We start from the raw sequence: 26,979 nt of genomic DNA on the forward strand, positions 1-26,979 counted from the left end.
ATAATGATCGTTTTTCAAGGCGAACGAATCGTTCGATATAAAAAACAAAGGGGCGGGTATGACACAGCCAATCAGCGTTATCGCCAAAAGTCTGGTGCGGGAGCGGGCGCGGACCGGGCTTTCGCTGGCGGAAGTCGCGCGTCGGGCGGGTATCGCCAAATCCACGCTATCGCAACTGGAGTCCGGCAACGGTAATCCTAGTCTGGAAACGCTGTGGTCGCTCTGCGTGGCGCTGGATATTCCATTTGCCCGGCTGCTTGAGCCGCAGGTGAACAAAACGCAGGTGATCCGCCGCGGCGAGGGGACAAAAGTGGTGGCGGAGCAGGCGAACTATCAGGCTATTTTGCTGGCCGCCTGTCCGCCCGGCGCGCGTCGGGACATCTATTTGCTGCTCACCCAGCCCGGTGCCGACCGCATTTCGCATCCGCATCCGCCAGGGTCAGTGGAACATATTATCGTCACTCAGGGGCGCGCGCGGGTAGGATTGACGTCGGCGCCGGAAGAGCTCGGCGAGGGCGACTATATCTGCTACCCGGCTGATCAGGAGCATATGTTTCAGGCCCTGGAGCCGGATACGCAGGCGCTGCTGATCGCTGAGCAAAACTGACATCGCTCCGGCGGGCGTCGCGCTCTCGCTGGACGCCATAGCCGTATTGCGGGACACTAGCCGCATTCTTCCGCGAAGACAGGCATACCTATGTCGCTGAAAGCCATTGCTAAAGAACTTGGGATCTCGGTTACGACCGTCAGCCGCGCGTTAAACGGCTATGATGATGTGTCGCAGGAGACCCGTGCTCGCGTCGAGGCTGAAGCGCAGCGTCGCGGATATCGGCCAAACACGTTCGCGCGTCGCCTGAAAATGGGCAAAATCGACGCCGTTGGCCTCGTGTTCCCCGTGCGCCCCGCGCCGCTGAATAACAACGTCTTTCTCGAAATGGTGGGAGAAATCAGCCACGAACTGGCGCGCTATGAGATTGATTTACTGCTGATCGCCGATGATGAACAGGCCGATAAGCACGGGTATATGCGCATGGTGCAGAGCCGTCGCGTCGATGCGCTGATCGTCGCGCATACCCTGGACGACGACCCGCGCCTGATTCAGCTGCTCTCTTCCGGCTTTCCTTTCCTCGCGCTGGGCCGTAGCCGCCTGCCGCAGCCCTACGCCTGGTTTGATTTCGATAACCAGGCGGGCACCTACCGCGCCACCCGCCATCTGATTAGCCAGGGGCATCGGCGCATCGCGCTGCTGAGTGAAAATAATAATCAGGCGTTTATTACCCAACGGCGCAACGGTTACCTGGAAGCCCTGCGCGAAGCGGGCCTGGCGGAAACCTGGCTGCGCAGCGTGCCGCCCACCCGCCGCGGCGGGTTTCAGGCAACGATGGAGCTGCTGCGCTTGCCTGAACCGCCAACGGCGATTGTCACCGACTGCAACACCCATGGCGACGGCGCGGCGATGGCCCTGGCTCAGCTCGGGCGTCTTACCGGCGCCGATCGCGTCTCACTGGTGGTCTACGACGGTTTGCCGCAGGACAGCATCATCGACACCCCGGTAGGCGCAGTGGTTCAGTCCACCCGACAGGGGGTGGGACGCCAGATAGCCACGATGGTCCGCCGCTTAATCGCCGGCGAGGATCTGGCCTCGCTCCAGGTGCTCTGGCAGCCCGAATTCATCCCCGGCGAAACCGCCTGATACCGCTCTCCACAGATTAATTTCCTGAACTCGATCACGGATCCGAAACGTTTTGGTTGGTGTCCGAAACGTTTCGGATCAACAGTAAGGCATTCCTTGAAGTGGAGATGTCTAATGTCTGATTCGATTATACGCCTGCAAAGCGCAACGGCTGACGTGGTGATCAAAACCCACCCTTTCGCCGAAATTATCTACTGGGGGCCGCATTTAAGCCACTTTTCGCCGCAGGATGCCGACAGCCTGACGCGGCCGGTCGCCAATGGCCGCCTCGACGTCGATTCCCCGGTCACCTTAATGGCGGAGCTGGGCCATGGTCTGTTTGGCGCTCCGGGCATTGAAGGTCATCGCCAGGGGCTGGATGCCTCGCCGATTTTCGCCACCAGCGAAGTGCGGCAGGAGGGCCAGACGCTGACCCTGGTCAGCGAAGACCCGCAGGCCGGCCTGCGGTTGTGCAGTGAAATCCAGCTTGATAGCAGCGGCGTGCTGAGCGTGCGCCATGGCGTGACCAATCTGCGCGCCAGCCCATGGCAGGTGGATCGCCTGGCGGTCACGCTGCCGGTCGCCGAACGCGCTCGCGAGGTAATGGCTTTTCACGGCCGCTGGATCCGCGAATTCCAGCCCCATCGTCTGCTCCTTGAACACGACAGCTTTGTGCTGGAGAACCGCCGCGGGCGTACCTCTCACGAACATTTCCCGGCCTTGATCACCGGCAGCCACGCCTTTAGCGAGATGCAAGGTGAAGTCTGGGGCGTGCATCTGGGCTGGAGCGGCAACCATCGCCTGCGGGCGGAGGTGAAAACCGATGGCCGCCGCTATCTGCAGGCCGAGGCGCTCTATCTGCCTGGCGAAATGGCGCTGGCGGAAGGGGAAACCTTATGGACGCCGTACCTGTATGCCAGCTATTCGGCGAACGGGCTGAACGGTATGAGCCAGCAGTTCCATCGTTATCTGCGCGAACGGATTATTTGCTTCCCGGGCAACAAGCCGCGTCCGGTGCATCTCAACACCTGGGAGGGGATCTATTTCGACCACGATCCGGACTACATCATGCGCATGGCGGATGAAGCAGCGGCGCTGGGCGTGGAGCGTTTTATCATTGACGACGGCTGGTTTAAAGGTCGCAACGACGACTGGGCGGCGCTCGGCGACTGGTATCTCGATGAGGACAAATATCCCCACGGCCTGACGCCGGTTATCGACCACGTGAAGTCGCTGGGGATGGAGTTCGGCATCTGGGTGGAGCCTGAGATGATTAACCCGAACTCCGATCTCTACCGCGCCCATCCCGACTGGGTGCTGGCGCTGCCGGGCTATACGCCGCTTCCCGGGCGTCATCAGTTTGTCCTGAACCTGAATATTCCGGAAGCCTTTGATTATCTGCTGGAGCGGATGAGCTGGCTGCTGGGCGAGCACGCGGTGGATTATGTGAAGTGGGATATGAACCGCGAGCTGGTACAGCCCGGGCATAACGGTAAAGCTGCCGCCGATGCGCAAACCCGCCAGTTCTATCGCCTGCTCGATACGCTGGTGGCCCGCTTCCCGCATATTGAATTTGAATCCTGCTCCTCCGGCGGCGGTCGTATCGATTATGAAGTCCTCAAGCGCAGCCATCGCTTCTGGGCTTCTGACAACAATGACGCCCTTGAACGCAATACCATCCAGCGCGGCATGAGCTACTTCTTCCCGCCGGAGGTGATGGGCGCGCACATCGGTAATCGCCACTGTCATGCCACCTTCCGCCAGCACAGTATCGCCTTCCGCGGCCTGACGGCGCTGTTCGGTCATATGGGGCTTGAGCTGGATCCGGTGAGCGCCGATGAAGAAGAACGCGCCGGGTACCGGAAATACGCGGCCCTGCATAAGCAATGGCGCGACGTGATCCATCACGGCGTGCAGTGGCGGATGGATATGCCGGACGCCACCACCCTTGCCCATGGCGTCGTCAGCCCGGATAAAGCGCAGGCGATTTTCCTCGTCAGCCAGCTGGCGATGCCGGACTACACCCTGATGGCGCCGCTGCGCCTGGCGGGGCTGGAGGCGAGCGCCCGCTATCAGGTGACGCTCCTCGATCATCCGAACATACAGATTACCGGCGAGGGCGGCCACACCATGCGGAAGCTGCCGGCATGGATGACGACGCCGCAGACCGTAAGCGGTGAGTGGCTACAGCAGGCGGGGTTGGCGCTGCCCATCCTCGACCCGGAAAGCGCCATTCTGATTGGCCTGCAACGCGTGTGATGGTACCGGGCCGCGCCGCGGCCCTTCTTGAGGAAAATATAATGAACCCGACCGTCTGTACCCACAAAAACAACCCCAACTTCTGGATTTTCGGGCTGTTCTTCTTTCTCTACTTCTTCATCATGGCCACCTGCTTTCCGTTTCTGCCGATCTGGCTGTCGGACGTCATCGGCCTGAATAAAACCGAAACCGGCCTCGTTTTCTCCAGCCTGTCGCTGTTCGCCATCTGTTTCCAGCCGATCCTCGGGGTGATCTCTGACAAGCTGGGGCTGAAAAAACACCTGATGTGGATCGTGACCGTTTTGCTGGTGCTGATTGCTCCCTTCTTCCTTTATGTTTTCGCTCCGCTGCTGAAAACCAATATCTGGCTCGGGGCGTTGAGCGGCGGCGCTTACATTGGCTTTGTGTTCTCCGCCGGCGCCGGCGCGATGGAGGCCTATATCGAACGGGTAAGCCGCAACAGCGGGTTTGAATACGGCAAGGCGCGCACCTTTGGTTGCCTGGGCTGGGCGCTGTGCGCCACCACGGCGGGGATGCTGTTCAGCGTTAACCCGGAGTGGGTGTTCTGGATGGGCTCGGCCGCCGCGCTGCTGCTGGTGGTGCTGGTGGCTATCGCCAAACCGCAGGCTAGTCAGTCCGCGCAGGTAATGGACTCGCTCGGCGCCAATCGCCCGGCGATCGATTTAAAAACGGCGGTGCGCATGTTCCGCCAGCGGAAGATGTGGATGTTTATTCTGTACGTCATCGGCGTGGCCTGCGTGTATGACGTTTTCGATCAGCAGTTCGCCACCTTCTTCAAATCGTTCTTCGCGACCCCGGAAGCAGGCACCCGTGCCTTTGGTTTCGCCACCACCGCGGGAGAAATTTGTAACGCCATCATTATGTTCAGCTCGCCGTGGATTATTAACCGCATCGGGGCGAAGAATACCTTGCTGATTGCCGGGATGGTGATGGCGGCAAGAATGATTGGCTCTTCCTTCGCCACCACCGCCGCGGAAGTGGTGGCGCTGAAAATGCTCCATGCGCTGGAGGTGCCGTTCCTGCTGGTGGGCGCCTTTAAATATATTACCGGCGTGTTTGACGTCCGGCTGTCGGCGACCATTTACCTGGTGGGCTTCCAGTTCGCCAAGCAGGTGGCGGCGATCTTCCTCTCCGCCTTCGCCGGCAATATGTATGATCGGATCGGTTTCCAGGAGACCTATATGATCCTCGGCGGTATTGCCCTCACCGTCACTTTAATATCGGCGTTTACGTTAGCGGGTAAGACGAAAACTGAGCCGCTGCGCGATAATGCGATGACGGTTTAATCATTGGAAGGTAAGATCACATGGATGTGACTGAAAGATAAGAATATTTTTATGGTGAAAATGAAAGAGCGCATAAGCAGCGGTAGGCATTAAAATATAAGGAATGAACAATAACCGCCAGAATTGTACCCGGCTTTACCCTATATAAGGGCTATAACTTATTCTTCTTTTTGTAAAAAAGAGATAATCCTTTCGGTCAATAAAAGTTAACTCCCTCATACTCGTGATGAGCTGTAATGATATCATCACACCTCTTTATTTCCTGTCTGGAAAGCTTGATATCTTTTTATTATTTTATTTTTCTCAATTAACGTATCTTAATAAAGATGACCAGTAAAATAAAAATGCGAGGCCAGAGTATGGATCTATGTAACGCAGCAACATGTGAACTGGATTACATTCCTGGCAGAGTTCACAATTTATAGTGAACACCATTGTTAGAGGGTATGATCAATCACCATGGCATCGATTAAAGACGTAGCGAAAAGAGCTGGGGTCTCGACGGCGACCGTATCACGAGTCCTGAATAATCACCCCAGCGTAGTCGCGGAAACGCGTAAGGCGGTGCGGGAGGCGATGGATTATCTTTGCTATGTTCCCAGCAAAAGTTCGTTTCAGCTTAGCGGGAAATGTTCAGGGCTGATTGGTGTGGTTTTGCCTAATCTGGTGAATCCTCACTTCTGTGAACTGCTGGCGACGGTGGAAGAAGAGGCCCGGTATATCGGCAAATCGGTGATCGTTAAAACGCATCAGAATCAGCCGCAGCAGGATAAACATATTATTCAGGCCTTAGTGGGGATGGGCATTGACAGTTTGCTATGGGTGCCGACAGAAGCAGAAGCCGAACTTTCAGAATGGTTAAGTATTACCCGGATCCCGGTCGCCGTCGTCACCCAGGTATCCCGGTTCTTTAATTCCGTATCGATTAATCAGGACCGGGGCGCAGAAAGTATTGCGGAACATTTTATTCATACAGGCCATCTTTCATTTGGCTTTGTGGCCCAGGAAGGGGTGGATAGCCGTAAGGTTTCGTCGTACAGCAAAAAAATAGCGAGTCACGGTTTAAAGCTTGCTAAAGATAATTCGTTCTGGATAGCCAAAGGCGAGGGTGAAAAGATATCAGGCCATATTAGTATTCTTGATGATGTTATCGAGAAACTCAGCGAGCCGACGCGAACCTGTACATGCCTCTTAGTGTATAATGATATTGCGGCAAACTATATTATCGATGGACTAAAAGAAAAAGGCATCTCCGCTCCTGAAGATATTGCGATTGCCAGCTTTGATAATACCCTATTGGCGCAAACAAAAAAAATCACCAGCGTTGCACAGCCGGTAAATGAAATTGCTCACCTCGCGTTTCAGATGGTGAAACATCAACAGCAGCCGGACAGTATTGAAATGCACGAAATTGTCTCTCGGTTAATTATTCGTGAGAGCAGCGTAAAAATTAATATTACTTCCCTGTAAGGGATTTATGTTTAGAAATGGCGCGAAATTTGGCGCCATGGGCTCCTTTTAACAAAAAATAGGTGTATTTATGTCTGCTACCGCAATGGAAAAGCCAAGCGCTTATGAAAAGCTGGGGCTGAGGGAGAAGATCGGCTACGGCATGGGTGACGCCGGTTCAGGAATGATATGGAGCGTACTGGCGCTCTATCTGACGTGGTTCTATACCGATGTCTATGGCCTCAATGCCGGAGTGGTGGGCACATTATTCCTGGTGATTCGCATCTTCGACGCGTTTAGCGATCCGCTGATGGGGGCAATCTGCGACCGCACCGTGTCGCGCTGGGGAAAATTCCGTCCATGGCTATTATGGATGGCATTTCCGTTTGGTCTGGGGGCGGTACTGATGTTCACGACCCCAGAGCTCAGCATGAACGGCAAGATTATTTATGCCTGGGTTACCTATCTGGTTATGTCGCTGATTTATACCGCGATTAATATTCCCTATTGCTCGGTCGGCGGCGTCATTACCCTCAATCAGAAAGAGCGTATGGGCTGTTTGTCATGGCGCTTTTTCCTGAATGGCCTGGCAACATTAATTATCTCCTCCTCTATTCTGCCGTTAACGGACTGGCTGGGTAATGGCGACCGCGCCTCCGGTTTCCAGCTGACCATGGTCATTATGGGTGGTGCGGCAACGCTGATGTTCCTGTTCTGCTTTTCCAGCATTAAAGAGCGGGTGGTATCGGTTAAGCAAAACGAGTCGTTGAAAAAAGACCTGCGGGACATTATCAAAAACGATCAGTGGCTCTTAATGATCTCTATTACTTTCCTGAACGTTTTTCCGGCATTTATCCGCGGTGGCGTCACTATTTATTATGCGACTTATGTCATGAAGGCGTCTGTCGGATTTATTACCTTCTTTATGGCGCTGGGCGTGGCCTGTAATATGCTGGGCAGCGTGCTTGCCAAACCGCTTACCGATCGCTTTGATAAGCTGGCGCTATTCCGCATTATTAACATTATTCTCGGTATTCTGTCATTAGCGCTGTGGTTTATCGATCCGCAATCACTGACCCCGCTGATGGCGCTATTTATCGTCATTAACATTCTGCATTTAATTCAGTCTGGCCCCATCCTGTGGGCGATGATGTCCGACGTCGATGACTACGGTGACTGGAAATTTGGTAAACGCCTGACCGGCATCTCCTTTGCGGGAAACCTGTTTATGCTCAAAATGGGGCTGGCGGTCGCTGGCGCAATCGTCGCCTGGATTCTGGCATTTACCGGCTATGTCGCGAATGAGCCGCAGCAGAATTCTCAGACTATTCAAGGGATTATTATGATGTTCTCACTGTTGCCGATGGTGAGTTATTTCATCAGCGCGTATCTGGTGCGCTACTTCAAGCTGAATAACGCGTTCCTTGAGAAAATCAAAACGGATCTTGCAAAACGTGAGCTGGAAAAAGGTCGCGGTCAACCACAGGAGGTTCAGGATGTCCCTGTCATTTAATATAAAACAAGGTCAGCGCATTGATTTGTGGCTGAAAGCGTCCAAACCGGCGGCGCAACCCCTGTTTTCTATTCGCGTGAACGGTCAGGTTATATTTAAGATTCAGGAGGCGTCGGGCTATTTCCAGTATTTTACCTGGACCTCGTTTCAGGACGGCGTTGCCACCCTGGAGTGGCAGTCGGAATATAGCGAGATATCGCTTTGTTACACCTGGCATCCGGATTCACTGCGCGCGAGCGGCGTCACCTTTATCGCGACAGCCGGGCAGGATTTGCGCCTGATGAGCGGTCAGGATATTGCTGACGAGTATCTGCAGGAGCCGCTGCGTCCGGCATTGCATTTCTCGCCGCGTACCGGCTGGATGAACGACCCTAACGGGCTGCACTACAAGAACGGCGAGTGGCATCTGTTTTATCAGTATCATCCGCACTCCAGCCAATGGGGCCCAATGCACTGGAATCATGCGGTGAGCCGCGATCTGTATCACTGGCGGCATTATCCGGTTTTCCTGCAGCCAGAGCAGAATCTTTCCGCGTTAGGCGCGACGGGCGGTGCGTTTTCCGGCAGCGCGTATATTGATAAACAAGGAAAAACCCGCTTCTGGTATACCGAACGACTCCCGGCTTACGATCTGTATCGCGGATACCGGGAAGTGCAGAAAATGGCCGTTGCGCACGACGACTACGATAAGCCGGAATGGGTAAAAACCGTCTTAACCGACCTGCCTGCGGGCGTGGACTGCGATTTCCGCGATCCAAAAGTCTGGTACGAAGAGGCCGATGCCACCTTTTATATGATCCTCGGCGCGTCGGTAAATGGCGATCCGGCGATGCTGCTATTTCACTCGGCGGATAGTGAACGCTGGACGTTCCATCATGTGCTGTATGTCGCTCCCGGCTATTTTCGCGAAAACGGCGGTCGCTGCGTCGAATGCCCGGATTTCTTCTGCCTGGATGGCGTATGGGTATTAATTATCGGCGTCGTTGGCTACACGGAGCCGACAACCGGGCGACATAATTTGCTTTTTGCCCAGACCGGTACTTTCCGGAACGGCTATTTCACGCCGTCCGAGCAGCCGCTGCAGACTTTAGATTTCGGTACGGATTTCTACGCCCTGCAAACCTGGGGTGAGGACGACCGAAGAATCGGCTTTGCCTGGTTATATAACTGGGCGACGCAGAAACCGGTGGACTCCGCTTACTCGGGGGAAATGTCGCTCCCGCGTCGCTTTCATCTCAATGCGCAGCAGCGGCTATGCATGATGCCGGAGCTGCCGCCGGAATCATTGGTCGTCAGCCGCCATGCGCTGGATGACGGTGATATCTGGGTTAATGAGAAAGGCTGTAAAGCCGGCATTGTAACCTTTATGCCTGCCGATGGTTTCCGTTTGACGTTAACGGGCGATAGCGGCCAGCAAATCATCCTCGAACAGGACGGTAAAAATCTGACGCTATATGAAAAAGGCCGGGACGATGGGCGTTACCGCGCGCCGGTGGCCGGCGTCAGCGACGTCACGCTGTGTTTTGATGCCGGGATTGTTGAGGTCTTCGCAAATCAGGGCAGCGTATGCGGTACGCGACGCTATTACTCATGCAGTCAGCTCACCCGGATCCAGCTCTCCGGCGCGCCGGCACAGCTTACGCAATATCGCTCGACGTATTCGCAGGAATAAGCAAAGTCAAATTTAAGCGTTGATGTTCGATTTCTTATTATCATTAGAGGCGGTTTTTCATGGTACGTAAAAATTATTATGATGTTACGCAGTGGCACGTCGGCAACCCGTATGAGGATATTGGCGAAGTCATTAACAGTATTCTCGCCGATATTAAATCGCGACAAACTGAAACCGATATTAACGACGGGGGTAAACCGGGCGCCGCGATTTATATTCCGCCCGGTGATTATCATCTGAAGACGCAGGTCTTAATTGATATCAGTTATTTAAAAATTATGGGCTCCGGGCATGGTTTTGTCTCCTCGAGCATTCGCTTTAATACGCCGGCGGACGAGTGGGCGAATTTGCACGATATATGGCCGGGCGGGAGCCGTATCCTGGTCGATCTCTGCCCGCAGCCCGGCGATGAAGAACATGCTGGCGCTGCATTTTACGTGAAACGCAGCGGGGCGCCGCGTATCAGTTCGGTGGCGTTCGAAAACTTCTGTATTGATGGTTTGCACTTTGTTGATGATGGGCTGGGAAACAACGACCCGGAAAATACCTATACGAACGGCAAAACCGGCATTTATATCGCCAGCGCGCAGGACGCTTTCCGCATTACCGGGATGGGATTTATCTATCTGGAGCATGGCCTCACCACGTACAATAGCGATGCAATGGCGATCCATAATAACTTTATCGCCGAATGCGGTAACTGTATCGAGCTGCGTGGCGCCGGGCAGGCTTCAAAAATAACCGATAACCTGATTGGCGCGGGCTATAAAGGCTATTCTATTTACGCGCAAAACTTCGGGGGGTTATTGATTTCTACCAACAATATTTTTCCCCGTGGTGCGAGCAGCGTGCACTTATCGGGCGTGGTCCGCTCTAGCATCACCAGCAATCGATTCCATTCATTTTATCCGGGAATGCTCGTTCTCGAGAACAACTGCGCGGAGAATCTGATCTCGGCAAACCATTTCTTGCGCGATCGTGAACCCTGGCCGCCGATGCAGGCCTATGACAACGGCCTGGATGACGCCTATGGCTTGCTGCATATAAACGGCAGTAATAATTCGGTTATTGCCAATCATATTTCCGAAACGATTGATGTCCAGTATCTCAAGCCGCTGGGAATAAAACCGGTCATCATCCGCCTTGTTTCCGGCAAAGGGAATTATATTGTGAATAACCATATCGTGGCGACCACGGAGACGTCAGCGGCGCAGGCGCAGCCCTCTGAAGAGGATGCCTGCTTTGCGGCGCAGGTCAGCGCTTTGCTGACGACGGCCAGGTTAAAAGAACTCGATGCGGTCGCCGTACAGGTAGAAAAAGAATCCGCGCAAAACACGATACTTGATAGCGGCAGTGACGCACAGGTGGTCATAGACAGAGCGCGTAATGCCTTCAGGGCGACACCGGTTGCTGGAAATTAATATTCACTCTGTTTGTTAATCCGTATAGCGAATGACGTTATTTAAGGAGGCAGATTACACGTTATTTCATTCATTCTTCTGCTAAATAAAAATCAAAATATAAAAGGTGAATATTTTTATTCACCTTATCCCACCTTTTACCTCTGGGAAAATAAAAATGAATAAAACAACATTATCAATAGCGCTAGGCTTGTGTTTAATGACGGGATCGGCGGTCGGAAAAAATAATCAACTGACGCTGGAACAACGAATGGAACAGCTTGAAGCGCGGCTAGCCGCCGCGGAAAGCCGGGCGACGGTAGCGGAAGGCCAGGTGCGGGATTTGCAGGCGAAGCAGAATGCCGCGATTCAGGCGGCGCAAACTCGTGTGCCGGTAAACAGCGCGGCAGCAACCGCGGAGAGTAAAAAGAATCTTAGCGTCCCGGAGCTGAAATTATCCGGCTATGGCGATCTGAAAATCTACGGCGACGTGGAGTTCAACATGGACGCGGAAAGCAAACACGGTCTGCTGGCGATGACCAACGCCGATGTCGGCAGCGATCCCACCTACGATAAGTGGGATTTAAACGGCCGTATCCTGCTCGGCTTCGACGGTATCCGCAAAACGGATAACGGCTATTTTGCCGGTTTCTCTGTCCAGCCGCTGGCGGATATGACCGGCTCGATGAACCTCGACGACGCGGTTTTCTTCTTTGGTCAGGAGAACGACTGGAAGGTGAAAGTGGGGCGCTTTGAAGCGTACGATATGTTCCCGCTGAACCAGGACACCTTCGTCGAGCACTCCGGTAATACCGCCAACGACCTCTACAGCGACGGCCATGGCTATATCTATATGATGAAAGAGGGGCGCGGCCGCTCTGACGCAGGCGGCAACTTTCTGCTGAGCAAGCAGCTTGATAACTGGTATTTTGAGCTCAACACCCTGCTGGAAGACGGTACGTCGCTGTACGACAACGATGGCTACCATGGTCGAGATATGGAGCAGAAAAAGAACGTCGCCTATTTGCGTCCGGTGGTGTCATGGGCGAAAGACGAATTTTCCGTTGCCGCGGCCATGGAAGCGAACGTGGTGCAGAACGCCTACGGCTATAAAGATGCCCAGGGCAACTTTATCGATCAGTCGGGGCGCACCGGCTATGGCCTGACCATGACCTGGAACGGCCTGAAGCGCGACCCGGAGGACGGGGTGGTGGTGAATCTGAACACCGCTTATATGGACGCCAGCAACGAACAGGATTTGACCGCCGGGGTGAACGCGCTGTGGCGGCGCTTCGAGCTGGGATATATCTACGCGCATAACAAAATCAGCGATTATGCCGGGGTGATTTGCGATAACGATTGCTGGATTAAGGATGAAGGCACCTACAATATTCATACCTTCCACGCGTCGTATCAAATTCCGAACGTGATGAATATGCAGAACTTTAATATCTATCTCGGCGCCTATTACTCCATTCTGGATAGCGACAATAAGCTGAGCCAGAGCGATGACGACGATCGCTACGGCGCGCGCGTGCGTTTTAAGTACTTCTTCTAAGAGCTTGAAACGGCTGCCCCGCTCAGCACTACGGGGCAGCCGTAGTTTTACTCCAGATAAAACACCTCTTTAAGCTCCGCGCTCACCGGACTGTTGTCCGGATTGGCAGGCATCACATCACGCATATGCTGCCACCAGCGCTGGCATACCTCGGTCCCGGCGACGGCGTTCCAGCGCGCTTCGGATTCAATCTCCACCGTGGCGAACAGCAGGTGGCGTTCTTTATCGAGATAGATGGCGTAGTGGTGCGCGCCGTGGGCTTTCAGCGTAGCCTCCAGCTCCGGCCAGATGGGGTTATGACGGCGCTGGTACTCCTCGTGCGCGTCGGGGTTCACCTGCATGACAAAGGCTTTACGGATCATAATGCCTCCAGATAGAGCTCGCGGACCTCATCGCGGCTGGCGGGGCGCGGGTTACATGGCGCGCACGGGTCGGCCAGCGCTTTGTCCAGCCAGCCTTCGATATCGGCTTTGCTGACGCCAAGCTGGCTGAAGCCCTGGGGGATCCCCACGCGTTTGCTCAGCGCGCGAATGGCGTTGATGGCCTCCATGCTGGCGGCTTCATCGCTCATGCCGCGGGTATCGACACCCATCGCCTGCGCCACGCGGGCGAAGCGCGCCACGGCGTTCGGGCGGTTAAAGTTTTCGATGATCGGCAGCAGGATGGCGTTGCACACCCCGTGCGGCAGGTTGTGGGTGGCGCCAGGCTGATGGGCCAGGGCGTGTACCAGCCCGAGGCCGGCGCTGTTGAACGCCATGCCCGCCAGATACTGGCCAAACGCCATCTGCTCGCGGGCCTGCAGATCGTGTCCATCGTCTACCGCTTTCGGCAGCCACAGGTTGATCAGGCGGATGGCCTCGAGGGCGTTGGCGTCGGTCAGGGGATGGGCGCCAACGGAGACAAAGGCCTCGATGGCGTGGGTCAGGGCGTCCATGCCGGTGGCGGCGGTAACGGCTGGCGGGATGTCGAGCATCACGCTGGCGTCGTCGACGGCGATATCCGGGATCAGGTTCGGGTCGATAATCACCTCTTTTACCTGACGCTCGCTATCGATAATCACTGCGTTGCTGGTCATCTCCGCCGCCGTGCCGGCAGTGGTGTTGATGGCCACCAGCGGCACGCCAGCGTTTTTCACTTTGCCGACGCCGGAATAGGCTGTGGAGGGGCCAGGGTTGGCGGTGAGGATTTTTATCGCCTTGGCGGTATCAATCGGGCTGCCGCCGCCGAAGGCGATCAGGTAATCGCAGCGGGCCGCCTGGTACGCCGCATAGCCTTGCTGCACCAGCGCTTCGGTAGGGTTGGGGAACACGTCGTCAAACAGCTGATATGCCATCTGCTGTTCATCCAGCGCGGAAAACAGACTGTCCAGCAGGCCCAGCTTCACCAGCTGCCCGTCGGTGACGATCAGCGCCTTGCCCCACTGTTTGCCCGCTACCAGCTTGACCATATCGCCGATAGCGCCTGCGCCGTGGAGGCTAATTTTAGGTAGTGCCAACATAAAACTCATGATAATTCTCCTTAATGTTGATTTGGGTAATCCGTTTCCCTTCACCCGCTCCCGGGTCGCGGCTGGCGCCTTACCCGGGCTACAGGTTCACTGGCGTCTGCAGGCCGGTAGCCAGGACAGGTGCGTAGCACCGCCTCCGGGATTTAGGGCGAGGGGGAAATTAACATCGTCTTCGCTGCAGCATCCGCCGGGTCATAATCGGCAGGGAGATAACCACGATCAGCATCGCGCCGATAATCACCGACATCACGATGCCGGGGACGTTGAGCAGGCTCAGGCCGAAGGTCACCAGCCCCATCAGAAAGGCGGCGATGATCACTCCGGGCATGCTGCCGGAGCCGCCGAGAATATTGACACCGCCGAGCACCGCCATGGTGACAACCGCCAGCTCCCAGCCCATCGCCAGGGTAGGGCGGGTACTGCCGAGCCGTGAGGTCAGCAGGACCGCCGCCAGTCCGGCCATCAGCCCGACCAGCGCGAACAGCGCCAGGTTATGGCGCTTCACGTTGATCCCGGAGTACCAGGCGCCGGTCGGGTTATTGCCGATGGCGTAGGTCCGGCGACCAAAGTTGGTTTTATGCAGCAGGAAGGTGAAGGCGGCCGCGAGGAGAATAAACAACGCAAACTCAAAAGAGAGCGCGCCCCACACGTACCCCTGGCCGAACCAGGCAAAGCTCTCCGGGTAGTGGTTGAGCGCCTGATCGCCCAGCAGGATATAGGTGATGCCGCGATACAGGCTCATGGTGCCGATGGTGATCACGATCGACGACAGGTTAAAACGCGTCACCAGGATACCGTTGAACAGGCCGCACAGCAGACCCACGCCCAACCCGACCAATACCAGCAGCGGCGTATCCATCCCCGCCGCCGCGCAGAAGCCCATCACCGTTGAGCTGAGCGCCATCGTCGAGGCTACCGACAGATCGATTTCCCGGGCGATAATCAGCATCGCCATCGGCAGGACGACGATCGCCTTCTCGGTAAAGGTGAAGGTGGCGTCCGACAGGTTCCAGATATTAAGGAAATAAGGGGAAGCCAGGGCGTTGCCGATAAATACCGCCAGGGTGACCGCCAGTAAAAACCCTTCCCAGCACAGCAGGCGGCGCAGCGGCGACGGCGCGGCCGGGGCGTTTTTCATCTCTTCAGATACCATCATCTTGCTCATGATTTCACCCCCTGTTTCTGCCGGGCTAGCGCCGCGTTACGCAGGATTAACCGCCCGTGACCGCGATTGCCGCGCTCGTTAAGCAGCACCGCCATGACGATCACCGCCCCGGAAATCGCCATTTGCCAGAACGGCGAGATGCCGATCACCGGCAGGGCATTATTGATGACGCCGAGGAACAGCGCGCCGCACAGGCAGCCCAGCACCCGTCCGCATCCGCCCATGGTGCTGATACCGCCGATCACGCAGGCGGCGACCACCTGCAGTTCAAAGCCGTTCGCTACGTCGACATAGGCAACGGCGAAGCGCGAGATCCACAGATAGCCGCAGAAGCCGGCCAGCGCGCCGGAGAGACAGAAGCTGACGAACTGCATTTTCCCGGCGTTAATACCGGTGTAGTACGCCGCCGTCGCGTTGCCGCCTGCGGTGTATAAGGCCCGGCCGGTGCGGCTGTAGCGCAGGAAATAACCCACCAGCAGCAGCGCGGCGATGGCGCACCAGCTCAGCAGCGGCAATCCCAGGAGGGCGCTGCGCGGCAGACTGAGGAAATCAGCGCTCATCTGATGTGAGTTAACCCAGCCGCCGTCGGTCAGCAGAAAGATAATGCCGCGATAAATGCTCATGGTGCCCAGGGTCACCACGATGGCGGGAATGCCGAGGCGCCAGACCAGCAGGCCGTTAATCACCCCCATCAGCAGGCCCAGCAGGGTTGCCAGCGCCAGCAGCGCCACCACCGGAATACCCGGATAGTGGGCGTTAAGCAGGGCGACGATCATCCCGGTCAGCGCCAGGTTGGCGGCCATCGACAGATCGATGCCTTTGGTGAGCAGCACCATCATCTGCCCGAGGGCGAGGATGATAAGGATGGCGGTATCGTTAAACATCTCCACCAGATTGCCCGGTGAAACGAACGATGGCGCCCGGCTGCCAATGGCGCCGATCATCAAAATGATGACCACCGCCAGCAGCGCTTCGCGATGCTTCAGCCATGCGTGTCCCATCATGCTGCCTCCTGGCCAATGCCGCTGGCGGCGCTGACGATGGTTTCCGCCGTCGCTTCTCCGGCCCGGTACTCGGCGACCATCAGCCCTTCGTGCATCACGATAATCCGGTCGGCCATGCCCATCACTTCCGGCAACTCTGACGAGACCATAATCACCGCCAGCCCCTGGCTGACCAGCTCGGACATAAACTGATGCACGGCGGCTTTTGAGCCGATATCGATGCCTTTGGTCGGCTCGTCGAGGATAATCACCTCGGGATGGGTCGCCAGCCATTTGCCGATCACCACTTTCTGCTGGTTGCCGCCGGAGAGGGTCTCCACCGGCTGCCGCCAACTGAAGGCTTTAACCTGCAGGCGCGAGGCGTACTCGTCCGCCAGCCGCCATTCCCGGGCGTCGTTCAGGACGCCGTTAGGGTTGAGCTTACTGAGCTGCGGCAGACTGATGTTTTGGGCGATGGGCAGGGCGATGATCGCCCCCTGTTTCTGCCGCTCTTCCGGTACGCAGACGATGCCCGCGCGGATGGCGTCGGCGGGCTGGCGAAAGCGCATGGGGCTGCCGTTCAGCCGGATCTCGCCGGAGGAGGGATGCGTTACGCCGGAGAGCGCCTGCATCAGCTCGGTGCGTCCGGCGCCCACCAGGCCGTAAAAGCCGAGAATTTCTCCCTTGCGCAGGCTGAAGCTGATATGGGCAAACTCGGTAGGATGACAAAGATCGTTTACCTCCAGCACCGTTTCCCCTGGGGTACAGTCAACTTTCGGGTAGGTTTGGGTAATCGCGCGGCCCACCATCATCGCCACCATCCGCTCTTCGGTGATGTCGTTTATCGCTCCGGAGCTGACGTAAACGCCGTCGCGCAGAATGGTGTAGTAGTCCGCCAGCTCGAAAATTTCATCGAACTTATGCGAGATAAACAGGATCGCTTTGCCGTCCTGCTTCAGACGCTCAACGATCTGATAAAACTCCAGAATTTCATGTTGCGAGAGCGCGGCGGTCGGCTCATCCAGGATCACCACCTGGGCGTCGAAAGCCAGCGCCCGGGCAATCGCCACCATGTGCCGTTGGGCGATGCTGAGCGTTTTCAGCGTGGCGCGCGGGTCGATCAGAACTTCAAGCCGGGCGAGGATCTCGCCAGCCCGGCGATGCATCGCGGGCCAGTCGAGCGTTTTGAACAGCCCCTTATACAGATACTGGCCGACGAAAATGTTTTCGCTGACCGAGAGTTCGTCAAACAGCACGGTTTCCTGGTGAATGGCGGTGATCCCCACCTTGTGCGCCGATTCCGGCGTCGGCAGATGAATGGGGATCGCTTTATAGAGGATCTCCCCCTCTTCGGGCTGATAAATACCGGTCATGACTTTGACCAGCGTGGATTTCCCCGCGCCGTTTTCGCCGATGAGGGCGGTCACTTTGCCGGGCCAGAGATCAAGCTGTACGTTCTCAAGGGCACGCACACCGGGAAAAATCTTGGTGATGCCCTTCAGCGACAGCAGTGGCGTTGATGCTGACATGATAGTTCTCCGTAAAATCGCCCCTCACCCTAACTCTCTCCCCAAAGGGGAGAGGGAACGGTCCGGCGCCCGCTGGCCGCATCGCGCAGAGGGCCGGGGTGAGGGAACAAGGGTTAGAAAATCTTCGAGAACTTATCGATGTTGCTCGCATCGTAGACAAACGGCTCGGCCATCGCGCCGTTCCCCTCTGCATCCAGCTTCACTTTGCCCAGCTTGCCCATACTGGCTTCGGTTTTGGTCGCGGTGCCTTTGACTAAATCGTCGGCCAGATAGGTGGCGGCGTAGCCCAGGTCAATCGGGTTCCAGATGGCGAAACTTTTGCTGGCGCCAGACTTGATCGCGCCGGCCATTTCCGACGGCAGCCCCAGCCCGGTGACATACACTTTGCCGATTTTGCCCTGGTCCTTCACCGCCTGCGCGGCGGCAACGATCCCCACCGACGAAGGCGAAACAATGACTTTCAGGTCCGGATATGATTTCAGCAGGCCCACCGCTTCGCGGTAGCTTTTATCCGACAGATCGTCACCGTAGGCGACCGTGACAAGGTTTACGGACGGATACTGCGGCAGCACCTTTTTCATCTCCTCAATCCAGATATTCTGGTTAGTGGAGGTCGGAGTGGCGCTTAACACTGCCACATCCCCCTTCTCCACGTTCAGCGCCTTCAGCGCATCGGCGGCGAGCTTGACGTTGGTCTCGCCAATTAAGGCGTTATTGGAGGGATTAAGATGGATTTGGCGGCCTGCCGGCGCCACGCCGGAGTCCCACGAGACCACCTTGATGCCGCGCTGCATCGCTTTTTTCAGCACCGGCACCACCGCGTCCGGATCGTTAGCGGAAATGGCGATCGCATCCACCCCCTGGGCGATCAACCCGTTCAGCACGTCGATCTGCGCTTCGGCGGTAGTGGTGGTCGGGCCGGTGTAGATCACTTTGACATCACCTAACTCTTTGGCTGCCTGTTGGGCGCCAACGTTGGCGGCTTCGAAGAAGCCATTTCCCAGCGATTTCGCCACGAGGGCGATTTTGACTTCTGCTAAGGCGGAACCGGACAACGCCAGGGCGGCAACGGTGAGGATCAAGCTTGTCTTTGTTTTCATTGCTTTTACTCCACATGAGTCAGTTTTGTAGGGTTTGCAGGTGAGGCTTCGCCCCGTCTCGGTGAGCGGGGCGCGATGTTGTTATGGATAAAGATCTAACGCGGACTGCAGCGGCTGCACGTTGAAGCGTTTGCCAAGGGCGATAAGCTCTTCGCGAGTGATGGTCTGCTTCATACCGCCCATGGACAAGACTTTCACCAGCACTTCGGCGGACTTCTCGGCGGTGTCGATCAGGCCGAAGGTCTCATCCAGGGTTGGGCCGCTGCCGAAGACGCCGTGGAACGGCCACAGCACCAGCGAGTGTTTTTGCATGGTTTCCGCAGTCGCCTGGCCGATTTCATCGGTGCCTGGCACCATCCACGGCAGAATGCCGACGCCGTCCGGGAAGACCACCAGACATTCGGTGCTGCCTTCCCACAGCTTGCGAGTGAACAGATCGCTGTGGTTCTCCAGGACGTAGGTCAGGGCGATCAGGTTGGTGGCATGACAGTGCATGATCACCCGGTCCTTGCCGTCGGTCAGTTTGATGCGCTCGCTGTGCGACAGGAAGTGTGCCGGCAGCTCGGAGGTCGGCACTGCATCCTCCGTCAGACCCCACAGGATATGGTATCCCGCGCCGTCGCTGTCGACTTTCACCACGCCAAGGTTAGCGGCCGGGTCGAGCTGGACATTACGGAAGAATTTGCCGGAGCCGGTGACGATAAACGGCTGGTTAGCCAGGGTTGGCATCGGCTGGCTGAGGGCGATATAGCGCGGTTTAGCGTGGAAATCCGCCACGTAAGGTTCGATATCCGCCTCATCCAGACGCAGCGTCAGGTTGCCGCCGTTGCGCTCGTCCCAGCCTTTCAGCCAGGCGTCGGAGGTGGCTTTGATCATGCCCTGGACGAACCAGGCGTCGATAATGTTCTGCATAGTCTTGTCTTTCCTGTTGATTCGGTGAGGGGTTGACCCCCTCACCCTAAATATGTGCGTGCCCCCGGATTGCGCCGTAAACGGCTTATCCGGGCTACCGGTTCGTAGCCCGGGTAAGGCGTCAGCCGCGACCCGGGGAAGCCCGTGCATTACCCGCGCTGGCTCAGAACCGCATTCTCATAAGCCCGCACGTTGTCCAGCCACTGGCTGCCCGCCGGCGTGTCGTGACGCTGGCAGTACATCTCCCAGATGGCCTGCCACGGCAGGGATTTTTGCTCTTCGAGCAGCGCCAGGCGGGCGGTGTAATCGCCGTCGTTCTCCAGCTGGCGCAGCTGGTCGGTCGGTTCCAGCAGGGCGCGCAGCAGCGCTTTTTTCATATTGCGGGTACCAATCACCCAGGCCGCGATGCGGTTGATGGAGGCATCGAAGAAGTCGAGGCCGATGTGCACGCGGTCAAACAGGTTATGGCGAATGATTTCGCTGGCGATGGCCTGGGTCTCATCATCCAGCAGCACCACGTGGTCGCTGTCCCAGCGCACCGGGCGGCTGACGTGCAGCAGCAGACGCGGGATGTAGAGCATGGCGGCGGAGATCTTGTCGGAGATGACCTCCGTCGGGTGGAAGTGGCCGGCATCCAGGCACAGCGCCGTCTGGCGGCTGGTGGCGTAGCCCATATAGAACTCGTTGGAGCCGACGGTGTAGCTTTCGGCGCCGATACCGAACAGCTTGCTCTCCACAGCGTCAATGTGATGCGCCGGGTCGAATTTTTCGCTGATGACTTCATCCAGCGCGTTCAGCAGCCGCTGGCGCGGCGCGAAGCGGTCAACGGTAATATCCTTCATGCCGTCCGGCACCCAGATATTCATCACCGACGGGGTGCCCAGCTGTTCGCCAAAATAAGCGGATACGCGGCGGCTGGCTTTGCAATGGTCGATCCAGAACTGGCGGATCTCAGCGTTGGCATGCGACAGGGTAAAGCCGTCGGCGCTCAGCGGATGCGAGAAGCAGGAGGGGTTGAAATCCAGCCCCAGTTTGTTGGTTTTCGCCCACTCAACCCAGTTTTTAAAGTGCTCCGGCTTAATCTCATTGCGCGCCACCGGCGCGTCGGATTCCAGATAAATAGCGTGCAGGTTGAGACGCTTTGGCCCCGGGATCAGGCTCAGCGCCTGCTCAAGGTCGGCGCGTAGCTCCTGAGCATTGCGCGCTTTGCCCGGGTAGTTGCCGGTGGCCTGGATGCCGCCGGTCAGGCTTCCCGCCGGATTTTCGAACCCGGCGACGTCGTCACCCTGCCAGCAGTGCATGGATACGGGCAGACGGTCCAGCTGGCGCAGGGCCTCCTCGACATCCACGCCGACGGCGGCGTAGCGCTGCTTAGCAATTTCCCAGGCTTGTTCAAGTTGAGTGGTCATGCGCAAAGCTCCTTGGTCTGTTGTGGCTGAAACTGCGCCACGAAACGGGCAATTTCACTATCAGGATTGGGGGTAAAGGTGGTGAGGGACGCGTTGCCGCGCACCACCTGACGAAACTCATCGACGCTGGCCAGCTCGTCGAGGGTCATTAGCTGGATGCCGATATTGCCGAGGGTGGAGGCCTCTGTCGGGCCGGCCACGACGGTGATCCCGCAGGCGTCGGCGCACAGCTGGTTGAGCAGTTCGTTCTGGCAGCCGCCGCCGACGATATGCAGCTGGCTGAAGGGCTGGCCGCGCAGCGCCGCCAGCTCGTTAAGCACCCGGGCGTAGAGCAGCGCCAGGCTGTCGAAAATGCAGCGCGCCAGTTCGGCGTCGCTGTCAGGCACCGGCTGACCGGATCCGCGGCAGGCGGCCTGGATCTCGGCGCTCATACTGGCCGGGTTGATAAAGCGGTCGTCATTGCAGTCAATGATGAAGCGGCACGCCGGCAGCGCGGCGGTGCGGGCGATTAGCCCCTGCAGGTCGCTGACGTTTTGCTCTTTCAGCACCCGCTGCAGCAGCCACAGGCCCATAATATTTTTCAGCACCCGATAGCGGCCTTCGGCCCCGCCTTCGTTGGTGATATTGGCCTGCAGCGCCGCGTCGCAGGTGTACGGGGTCAGGCTTTCAAACCCCATCAGCGACCAGGTCCCGGAGGAGAGATAGGCGGCATGGCGGTCGGCCAGCGGGGAGGCGATCACCGCGCTGGCGGTGTCGTGGCTGGCGACGGCGACCACCGGGATGTTATTACCCTGCGGACAAATCCAGTGGCCGATAACGTTGCCGGGATGCGTCGGCGCACCGAACCATTCGCGCGGCGCGCCGGTCCAGTTCAGCAGCGTCTCATCCCAGCTATCGCTGTGGATGTTGACCAGCTGGGTGGTGGTGGCGTTGGTATATTCCCAGTTCAGATTGCCGGTCAGGCGGAAGCTGAAATAGTCGGGGATCAGCACGGCATGGGCGGCCTGACTGACCAGCTCCGGCTGCTGCTCCACCAGGGCGCGCAGCTGATAAAGGGTGTTAAACGGCAGAAACTGAATGCCGCTGCGGCGATAGATCTCCGCCCGGCCCAGCTGTTCTTCAGCGTGACGTAGCAGGCCCTGGGTGCGGTCGTCACGATAGGAGACCGGCAGCCCGACGCGCTGACCCTGCTTATCCAGCAGGACATAATCCACGCCCCAGGTATCGATGCCGATGCTGTCGATCAGGATGCCCTGCTCACACACTTTCTCCAGCCCGCGGCGGATCTCGCCTTCGAGGCTATCGAGATCCCAGCAGTCGAAGCCATCCACCTTCTGCAGGCTGTTGGTGAAGCGATGAATTTCACGCAGCGTCAGGGCGCGCGGCCCGGACTGATAGCTGGCGAGCATGACCCGCCCGCTGGAGGCGCCTAAATCGACGGCGACACAATGACGAATACTCATGGAACGACCCTTCTTAAAATCATTGTCCGCAGTCTAAAAAAGGGCGCTGACTAACACCTTCTCGCTACGGACAGCCGAAACTGGCCGCTGGCAAGAAAGCAAAGGTGACCGTGAGGAAAATCACAAATTGCGGTTTTGGGCGGTGGTGAGGAGGATGTGATGGGGTCCGCAGTTCCGCATCTTTCCGGCTGATTCTTGAAAAAGCGGCAGGATTTACGAATTTCGCGGTCAAAAATTGAAGGCCGGATAGCCAACCCTTCATTACTATCAGCCGGTGACTGATAATTTTTCTCATTACGAGGGTGGCATCATGACCATATTGCACAGTACGGATTTCTTTAAGGCCGGGATCTCGACGGTGGCTATTGAACCCCGCCTCCCTCAGTCGGCCTTTCCGGAGCATCACCATGATTTCCATGAAATTGTCATCGTGGAGCAGGGCACGGGCATTCACGTCTTCAATGGCCAGCCTTATACCATCGGCGGCGGCTCGGTCTGCTTTATTCGCGATCACGACCGGCATCTTTACGAGCACACGGACAATCTGTGTCTGACCAACGTGCTCTATCGCGCGCCGGATGCGTTTCGTTTTCTCGCCGGGGTCAGCCAGCTGCTGCCCCAGGAGCAGGAGGGCAACTACCCATCGCACTGGCGGGTGAACCAGACGGTCCTGCAGCAGGTGCGGCATATCGTGGCGCAGATGGAGGCCATGGGGAGCGAAACGGATACCCATGCCGTCGCCAGCCGTGAGATCCTGTTTATGCAGCTGCTGGTGCTGCTGCGGAAAAGCAGCCTTGCGGAAGAGGCCACCAACAACGATGCGCGGCTGAATCAGCTGCTGGCCTGGCTGGAAGACCATTTTGCGCAGGAGATCTGCTGGGAGGAGGTGGCGGCGCAGTTTTCGCTGTCGCTGCGTACTCTACACCGCCAGCTGAAGCAGCAGACCGGCCTGACGCCGCAGCGCTATCTCAACCGGGTGCGCCTGATGAAAGCCCGCCACCTGCTGCGCCACAGCGATGAAAGCGTGACTGATATCGCCTATCGCTGCGGATTCGGCGACAGTAACCACTTTTCGACGCTTTTTCGCCGCGAGTTTTCCTGGTCGCCGCGCGATATCCGCCAGGGGCGCGACGCTATTCTTCAGTAACGCGAGAGGAGTCAACGTATTGCGGACCAAAAACGCGAATAATGCGCCGTTATCCGCGTTGGGAGTGTGAGCCGTGGCCGGTCTGATTCTACGTAAAGAGGAGTTTTTCCCTTCCGCCACGCAGGCGGTGGCGGTGGCCGACCGCTACCCGCAAAACGTCTTCGCTGAACACACTCATGAGTTCTGCGAGCTGGTGCTGGTGTGGCGGGGCAACGGGCTGCACGTTCTCAACGACCGTCCCTGGCGCATTACCCGCGGCGATCTGTTCTATATTCGCGCCGAAGATAAACACTCCTATGCTTCCGTTAACGATCTGGTTCTGCAGAACATCATCTATTGCCCGGAGCGGCTGCAGCTCAATTTCGACTGGGCGGGGGCGATCCCTGGCCTTTTTGGCACCCCGTGGAAGCCCCACTGGCGCATGGGCAGCACCGGTATGGCGCAGGCGCGCCAGGTAATTAGCCAGCTTGAGCATGAGTGTTCCCGGCACGATGCGCAGGGGAATGCGATGGCCGAGCTGCTGTTTGCTCAGCTGGCGCTGACCCTCCAGCGCCATCGCTACGCGACGGATAATCTGGCGGCGACGCAGCGCGAAGCGCTGTTGGACAAACTGCTGGCCGCGCTGGCGGCCAGCCTGAGCCGACCCTTTGTCCTGGAGCGTTTCTGCGAGCAGGAGGGCGGCAGCGAGCGGGCGCTACGGCAGCAATTTCGCCAGCAAACCGGCATGACCATCAATCACTATTTACGCCAGCTACGGATCTGCCATGCGCAGTATCTGTTGCAGCATACTGAGCGCTTAATCGGTGATATCGCCATGCAGTGCGGCTTTGAGGACAGTAACTACTTTTCGGTGGTGTTCAGCCGGGAAATCGGCATGTCGCCGGGGCAGTGGCGGCAGCGCAGTCGCGCCGCCGCCTGAAGAGCGTCTTTGTCAGGCAGATGATCCGGTGCTTAACTGGCCATTCCCAGACCGACGATGTTGGCGGCGATGATGATCACCACGCAGCCGAGGCTCAGGACGCTCACCGGACGACGACCGGCGTTGTTCCACTCTTTCAGCACCAGACCCACCAGACCGCCGCACAGTACGTAGAAACTCATGTGCAGCATCCAGCTCATATAGTCATACTGCGCCGGAATGCTGGCGTGGCCCCAGGCATAGAAGAAGAACTGGAGATACCACATCAGGCCGCCGAGGGCGGAAAGCAGCAGGTTGCTGATGATGAGCGGTTTGGCCAGTGAGAAATCGGCTTTGACTGACAGGGTCTTCACTTTCGCCAGACGAATAAAGCAGAAGCCAAGGTTGACCAGCGCCCCGCCGCCCATAATCACCACGTAGCTTGGCAGCGCCGCATATAACGGGTCGACGCCGAGCGCCGCGGCGGCATCATGCATCGGTTTGGCGGCGTTCATCGCGAACGACATCCCTGCCGAGAAGATACCGCACATCACCGCCAGCAGAAGCCCTTTCTTCAGATTGAACTCTTCGGCTTTGATGCCCATTTTGCGCTCTTTCAGCTGGCCCGCGCGGGTGACGATGCCAACGCCAACCACCGCCACCAGCACGCCGAGCAGCGTCATTTGACCGCCCTGGGTGTGCATCAGCACCGAAAACTGACCGTTAATAATCGGCGTCATCAGCGTACCGACAATCAGCGTGATGCCAATGGCGATGCCAATCCCCATCGACATGCCGAGATAGCGCATGGTCAGGCCATAGTTGATATTACCGATGCCCCACATGGCGCCGAACAGAAAGACCGGCAGCAGCGTGGAGGCGTTAAAGGAGCGGTAGTAGGCCCAGAAATCGGGTAACAGGGTGGCGCTGATGGCCCAGGGCAGGATCAGCCAGGAGACGATCCCCCCGACCGACCACATGGTTTCCCACGACCAGTGTTTTACTTTCTTGAACGGGGCATAGAAACAGGCGGCACTGGCGGCCCCTATCAAATGCCAAAAAATACCCATCGTAATCGCGTGGTTCATTGATTTTATCCTCATCTTTTTTATCGGAGACGGCGGCTTCCGATGCGATGAGTGTAAAAATTAGCCGCTTTGGCCGCCTTCAGGACGTTGCCACAGGATGGCGAACTCTGGCAACCATGGGCTTAATTAGTTGTTCTACATCACAAAACGACGGGTATTTCTTCTGGTTATATCCATATGAAAAATACGGCATTGATAAGCATTTTCAATACCATTTAATTAACTATAATGGACAAACTGCTTACGCGGCGTTAACACTTGAGCCGCTCGACAATAATGGAGATGATTATGAGCTATACCCTGCCATCCCTGCCGTACGCTTACGATGCTCTGGAACCGCACTTCGACAAGCAGACGATGGAGATCCATCACACCAAACACCACCAGACCTACGTGAACAATGCCAACGCCGCGCTGCAAAGCCTGCCGGAGTTCGCTAACCTGTCCGCTGAAGAGCTGATCACCAAGCTGGATCAGCTGCCGGCTGACAAAAAAACCGTACTGCGTAACAACGCCGGCGGCCACGCGAACCACAGCCTGTTCTGGAAAGGCCTGAAAACCGGTACCACCCTGCAGGGCGACCTGAAAGCGGCTATCGAGCGCGATTTCGGCTCTGTGGACAACTTCAAAGCGGAATTCGAAAAAGCCGCTGCGACCCGTTTCGGTTCCGGCTGGGCGTGGCTGGTCCTGAAAGGTGACAAACTGGCCGTTGTCTCCACCGCAAACCAGGATTCCCCGCTGATGGGCGAAGCCATTTCCGGCGCTTCCGGCTTCCCGATCCTGGGTCTGGACGTGTGGGAACACGCTTACTACCTGAAATTCCAGAACCGTCGCCCGGACTACATCAAAGCCTTCTGGGACGTGGTGAACTGGGACGAAGCTGCAGCGCGTTTTGCCGCCAAAAAATAAGGTTGCAATGTGCTAAGAGAGAAGCGAGTCTGATGGCTC

22 protein-coding genes are annotated in these 26,979 nt (G+C 57.3%); 12 read left to right on the plus strand and 10 right to left on the minus strand.

Translation table 11 applies throughout. The features are described from left to right. Positions 1-58: 58 nt before the first annotated feature. From MKR05_RS24420 to MKR05_RS24460, 9 genes are all read left to right on the plus strand, one after another. On the plus strand, positions 59-607 hold the full coding sequence (locus tag MKR05_RS24420; RefSeq protein WP_072422468.1) for a helix-turn-helix domain-containing protein: 549 nt from the start codon (positions 59-61) through the stop codon (positions 605-607). Positions 608-697: 90 nt separating this feature from the next. Next, positions 698-1,693 (plus strand): substrate-binding domain-containing protein, encoded by a 996-nt coding sequence (locus tag MKR05_RS24425; RefSeq protein WP_032454463.1) that lies wholly within the window; start codon positions 698-700, stop codon positions 1,691-1,693. Between the two features lie 114 nt (positions 1,694-1,807). Continuing rightward, positions 1,808-3,931 (plus strand): alpha-galactosidase, encoded by a 2,124-nt coding sequence (locus MKR05_RS24430; RefSeq protein WP_284118916.1) that lies wholly within the window; start codon positions 1,808-1,810, stop codon positions 3,929-3,931. Between the two features lie 41 nt (positions 3,932-3,972). Beyond that, positions 3,973-5,238 carry an MFS transporter gene (locus tag MKR05_RS24435; RefSeq protein WP_023291509.1) on the plus strand — a complete coding sequence of 422 codons (1,266 nt, stop codon included), beginning with the start codon at positions 3,973-3,975 and terminating at the stop codon, positions 5,236-5,238. A 459-nt stretch (positions 5,239-5,697) separates the two neighbouring features. Next, positions 5,698-6,708, plus strand: coding sequence for a LacI family DNA-binding transcriptional regulator (locus tag MKR05_RS24440; RefSeq protein ID WP_117136904.1), 1,011 nt, complete (start codon positions 5,698-5,700; stop codon positions 6,706-6,708). 70 nt (positions 6,709-6,778) lie between these two features. Beyond that, the gene (locus tag MKR05_RS24445; protein ID WP_048336603.1) at positions 6,779-8,200 is read left to right on the plus strand and encodes a glycoside-pentoside-hexuronide (GPH):cation symporter; all 1,422 of its coding nucleotides are present in this window, start codon (positions 6,779-6,781) and stop codon (positions 8,198-8,200) included. Then, positions 8,184-9,872 carry a glycoside hydrolase family 32 protein gene (locus tag MKR05_RS24450; RefSeq protein ID WP_048296389.1) on the plus strand — a complete coding sequence of 563 codons (1,689 nt, stop codon included), beginning with the start codon at positions 8,184-8,186 and terminating at the stop codon, positions 9,870-9,872. Before MKR05_RS24445 ends, MKR05_RS24450 begins: the two co-directional genes overlap by 17 nt. A gap of 59 nt (positions 9,873-9,931) precedes the next feature. Then, positions 9,932-11,293, plus strand: a complete 1,362-nt coding sequence (locus tag MKR05_RS24455; protein ID WP_023291513.1) for a NosD domain-containing protein — start codon at positions 9,932-9,934, stop codon at positions 11,291-11,293. A 157-nt stretch (positions 11,294-11,450) separates the two neighbouring features. Further along, positions 11,451-12,830: a carbohydrate porin gene (locus MKR05_RS24460; protein ID WP_032429039.1), complete on the plus strand. Its 1,380-nt coding sequence runs from the start codon at positions 11,451-11,453 to the stop codon at positions 12,828-12,830. A 47-nt stretch (positions 12,831-12,877) separates the two neighbouring features. Here the strand turns inward: MKR05_RS24460 and rhaM are convergent, their stop codons facing one another. From rhaM to rhaB, 9 genes are all read right to left on the minus strand, one after another. Continuing rightward, positions 12,878-13,192, minus strand: a complete 315-nt coding sequence (gene rhaM, locus MKR05_RS24465; RefSeq protein WP_023291515.1) for an L-rhamnose mutarotase — start codon at positions 13,190-13,192, stop codon at positions 12,878-12,880. Then, positions 13,189-14,337 (minus strand): lactaldehyde reductase, encoded by a 1,149-nt coding sequence (gene fucO / locus MKR05_RS24470; RefSeq protein ID WP_050534182.1) that lies wholly within the window; start codon positions 14,335-14,337, stop codon positions 13,189-13,191. Before fucO ends, rhaM begins: the two co-directional genes overlap by 4 nt. 160 nt (positions 14,338-14,497) lie before the next feature. Further along, entirely contained in the window at positions 14,498-15,502 is a 1,005-nt protein-coding gene (locus MKR05_RS24475) for an ABC transporter permease (RefSeq protein ID WP_032454468.1), read from the minus strand. After that, positions 15,499-16,506 (minus strand): ABC transporter permease, encoded by a 1,008-nt coding sequence (locus tag MKR05_RS24480; protein WP_162543103.1) that lies wholly within the window; start codon positions 16,504-16,506, stop codon positions 15,499-15,501. The genes MKR05_RS24475 and MKR05_RS24480 overlap by 4 nt, the downstream gene beginning before the upstream one ends. After that, positions 16,503-18,014 (minus strand): sugar ABC transporter ATP-binding protein, encoded by a 1,512-nt coding sequence (locus MKR05_RS24485; protein ID WP_104466772.1) that lies wholly within the window; start codon positions 18,012-18,014, stop codon positions 16,503-16,505. Before MKR05_RS24485 ends, MKR05_RS24480 begins: the two co-directional genes overlap by 4 nt. A gap of 113 nt (positions 18,015-18,127) precedes the next feature. Then, the gene (rhaS, locus tag MKR05_RS24490) at positions 18,128-19,114 is read right to left on the minus strand and encodes a rhamnose ABC transporter substrate-binding protein (RefSeq protein WP_004203661.1); all 987 of its coding nucleotides are present in this window, start codon (positions 19,112-19,114) and stop codon (positions 18,128-18,130) included. Between the two features lie 81 nt (positions 19,115-19,195). Continuing rightward, entirely contained in the window at positions 19,196-20,026 is an 831-nt protein-coding gene (gene rhaD / locus MKR05_RS24495; protein WP_023291521.1) for a rhamnulose-1-phosphate aldolase, read from the minus strand. A gap of 149 nt (positions 20,027-20,175) precedes the next feature. Then, complete coding sequence (locus tag MKR05_RS24500) at positions 20,176-21,435, minus strand: L-rhamnose isomerase (protein WP_124074429.1); 1,260 nt, start codon at positions 21,433-21,435, stop codon at positions 20,176-20,178. Next, positions 21,432-22,898, minus strand: coding sequence for a rhamnulokinase (gene rhaB / locus MKR05_RS24505; protein ID WP_101978042.1), 1,467 nt, complete (start codon positions 22,896-22,898; stop codon positions 21,432-21,434). The genes MKR05_RS24500 and rhaB overlap by 4 nt, the downstream gene beginning before the upstream one ends. A 310-nt stretch (positions 22,899-23,208) precedes the next feature. Between rhaB and rhaS (MKR05_RS24510) the strand changes: the two genes are divergently transcribed. Together rhaS (MKR05_RS24510) and rhaR are read left to right on the plus strand one after the other, a co-directional pair. Continuing rightward, the gene (gene rhaS / locus MKR05_RS24510) at positions 23,209-24,045 is read left to right on the plus strand and encodes an HTH-type transcriptional activator RhaS (protein WP_004203665.1); all 837 of its coding nucleotides are present in this window, start codon (positions 23,209-23,211) and stop codon (positions 24,043-24,045) included. 73 nt (positions 24,046-24,118) lie between these two features. After that, entirely contained in the window at positions 24,119-24,964 is an 846-nt protein-coding gene (rhaR, locus tag MKR05_RS24515; RefSeq protein WP_004203666.1) for an HTH-type transcriptional activator RhaR, read from the plus strand. A gap of 32 nt (positions 24,965-24,996) precedes the next feature. On the opposite strand, the gene rhaT is transcribed toward rhaR, so the two are convergent. Then, positions 24,997-26,031, minus strand: coding sequence for an L-rhamnose/proton symporter RhaT (rhaT, locus tag MKR05_RS24520; protein ID WP_023291524.1), 1,035 nt, complete (start codon positions 26,029-26,031; stop codon positions 24,997-24,999). A 288-nt stretch (positions 26,032-26,319) separates the two neighbouring features. On the opposite strand from rhaT, the gene sodA reads away from it, so the two are divergent. Next, a complete protein-coding gene (gene sodA, locus MKR05_RS24525) occupies positions 26,320-26,940 on the plus strand; it encodes a superoxide dismutase [Mn] (RefSeq protein ID WP_238874831.1) in 621 nt (206 codons plus the stop codon). Positions 26,941-26,979: the final 39 nt, after the last annotated feature.

The sequence above is a fragment of the Klebsiella sp. K5-204 genome (genome assembly GCF_030128585.1).
Classification (GTDB): domain Bacteria; phylum Pseudomonadota; class Gammaproteobacteria; order Enterobacterales; family Enterobacteriaceae; genus Klebsiella; species Klebsiella quasipneumoniae.

What these genes read in the sequence shown, in the direction of transcription:
- MKR05_RS24425 (WP_032454463.1), top strand. Translation starts at nt 698, where the DNA reads ATGTCGCTGAAAGCCATTGCTAAAGAACTTGGGATCTCGGTTACGACC.
- MKR05_RS24475 (WP_032454468.1), bottom strand. Translation starts at nt 15,502, where the DNA reads ATGAGCAAGATGATGGTATCTGAAGAGATGAAAAACGCCCCGGCCGCG.
- MKR05_RS24440 (WP_117136904.1), top strand. Translation starts at nt 5,698, where the DNA reads ATGGCATCGATTAAAGACGTAGCGAAAAGAGCTGGGGTCTCGACGGCG.
- MKR05_RS24460 (WP_032429039.1), top strand. Translation starts at nt 11,451, where the DNA reads ATGAATAAAACAACATTATCAATAGCGCTAGGCTTGTGTTTAATGACG.
- rhaS (WP_004203661.1), bottom strand. Translation starts at nt 19,114, where the DNA reads ATGAAAACAAAGACAAGCTTGATCCTCACCGTTGCCGCCCTGGCGTTG.
- MKR05_RS24450 (WP_048296389.1), top strand. Translation starts at nt 8,184, where the DNA reads ATGTCCCTGTCATTTAATATAAAACAAGGTCAGCGCATTGATTTGTGG.
- MKR05_RS24480 (WP_162543103.1), bottom strand. Translation starts at nt 16,506, where the DNA reads ATGATGGGACACGCATGGCTGAAGCATCGCGAAGCGCTGCTGGCGGTG.
- rhaT (WP_023291524.1), bottom strand. Translation starts at nt 26,031, where the DNA reads ATGAACCACGCGATTACGATGGGTATTTTTTGGCATTTGATAGGGGCC.
- rhaS (WP_004203665.1), top strand. Translation starts at nt 23,209, where the DNA reads ATGACCATATTGCACAGTACGGATTTCTTTAAGGCCGGGATCTCGACG.
- MKR05_RS24500 (WP_124074429.1), bottom strand. Translation starts at nt 21,435, where the DNA reads ATGACCACTCAACTTGAACAAGCCTGGGAAATTGCTAAGCAGCGCTAC.
- MKR05_RS24485 (WP_104466772.1), bottom strand. Translation starts at nt 18,014, where the DNA reads ATGTCAGCATCAACGCCACTGCTGTCGCTGAAGGGCATCACCAAGATT.
- rhaM (WP_023291515.1), bottom strand. Translation starts at nt 13,192, where the DNA reads ATGATCCGTAAAGCCTTTGTCATGCAGGTGAACCCCGACGCGCACGAG.
- fucO (WP_050534182.1), bottom strand. Translation starts at nt 14,337, where the DNA reads ATGAGTTTTATGTTGGCACTACCTAAAATTAGCCTCCACGGCGCAGGC.
- MKR05_RS24455 (WP_023291513.1), top strand. Translation starts at nt 9,932, where the DNA reads ATGGTACGTAAAAATTATTATGATGTTACGCAGTGGCACGTCGGCAAC.
- rhaB (WP_101978042.1), bottom strand. Translation starts at nt 22,898, where the DNA reads ATGAGTATTCGTCATTGTGTCGCCGTCGATTTAGGCGCCTCCAGCGGG.
- rhaD (WP_023291521.1), bottom strand. Translation starts at nt 20,026, where the DNA reads ATGCAGAACATTATCGACGCCTGGTTCGTCCAGGGCATGATCAAAGCC.
- MKR05_RS24435 (WP_023291509.1), top strand. Translation starts at nt 3,973, where the DNA reads ATGAACCCGACCGTCTGTACCCACAAAAACAACCCCAACTTCTGGATT.
- MKR05_RS24430 (WP_284118916.1), top strand. Translation starts at nt 1,808, where the DNA reads ATGTCTGATTCGATTATACGCCTGCAAAGCGCAACGGCTGACGTGGTG.
- MKR05_RS24420 (WP_072422468.1), top strand. Translation starts at nt 59, where the DNA reads ATGACACAGCCAATCAGCGTTATCGCCAAAAGTCTGGTGCGGGAGCGG.
- sodA (WP_238874831.1), top strand. Translation starts at nt 26,320, where the DNA reads ATGAGCTATACCCTGCCATCCCTGCCGTACGCTTACGATGCTCTGGAA.
- MKR05_RS24445 (WP_048336603.1), top strand. Translation starts at nt 6,779, where the DNA reads ATGTCTGCTACCGCAATGGAAAAGCCAAGCGCTTATGAAAAGCTGGGG.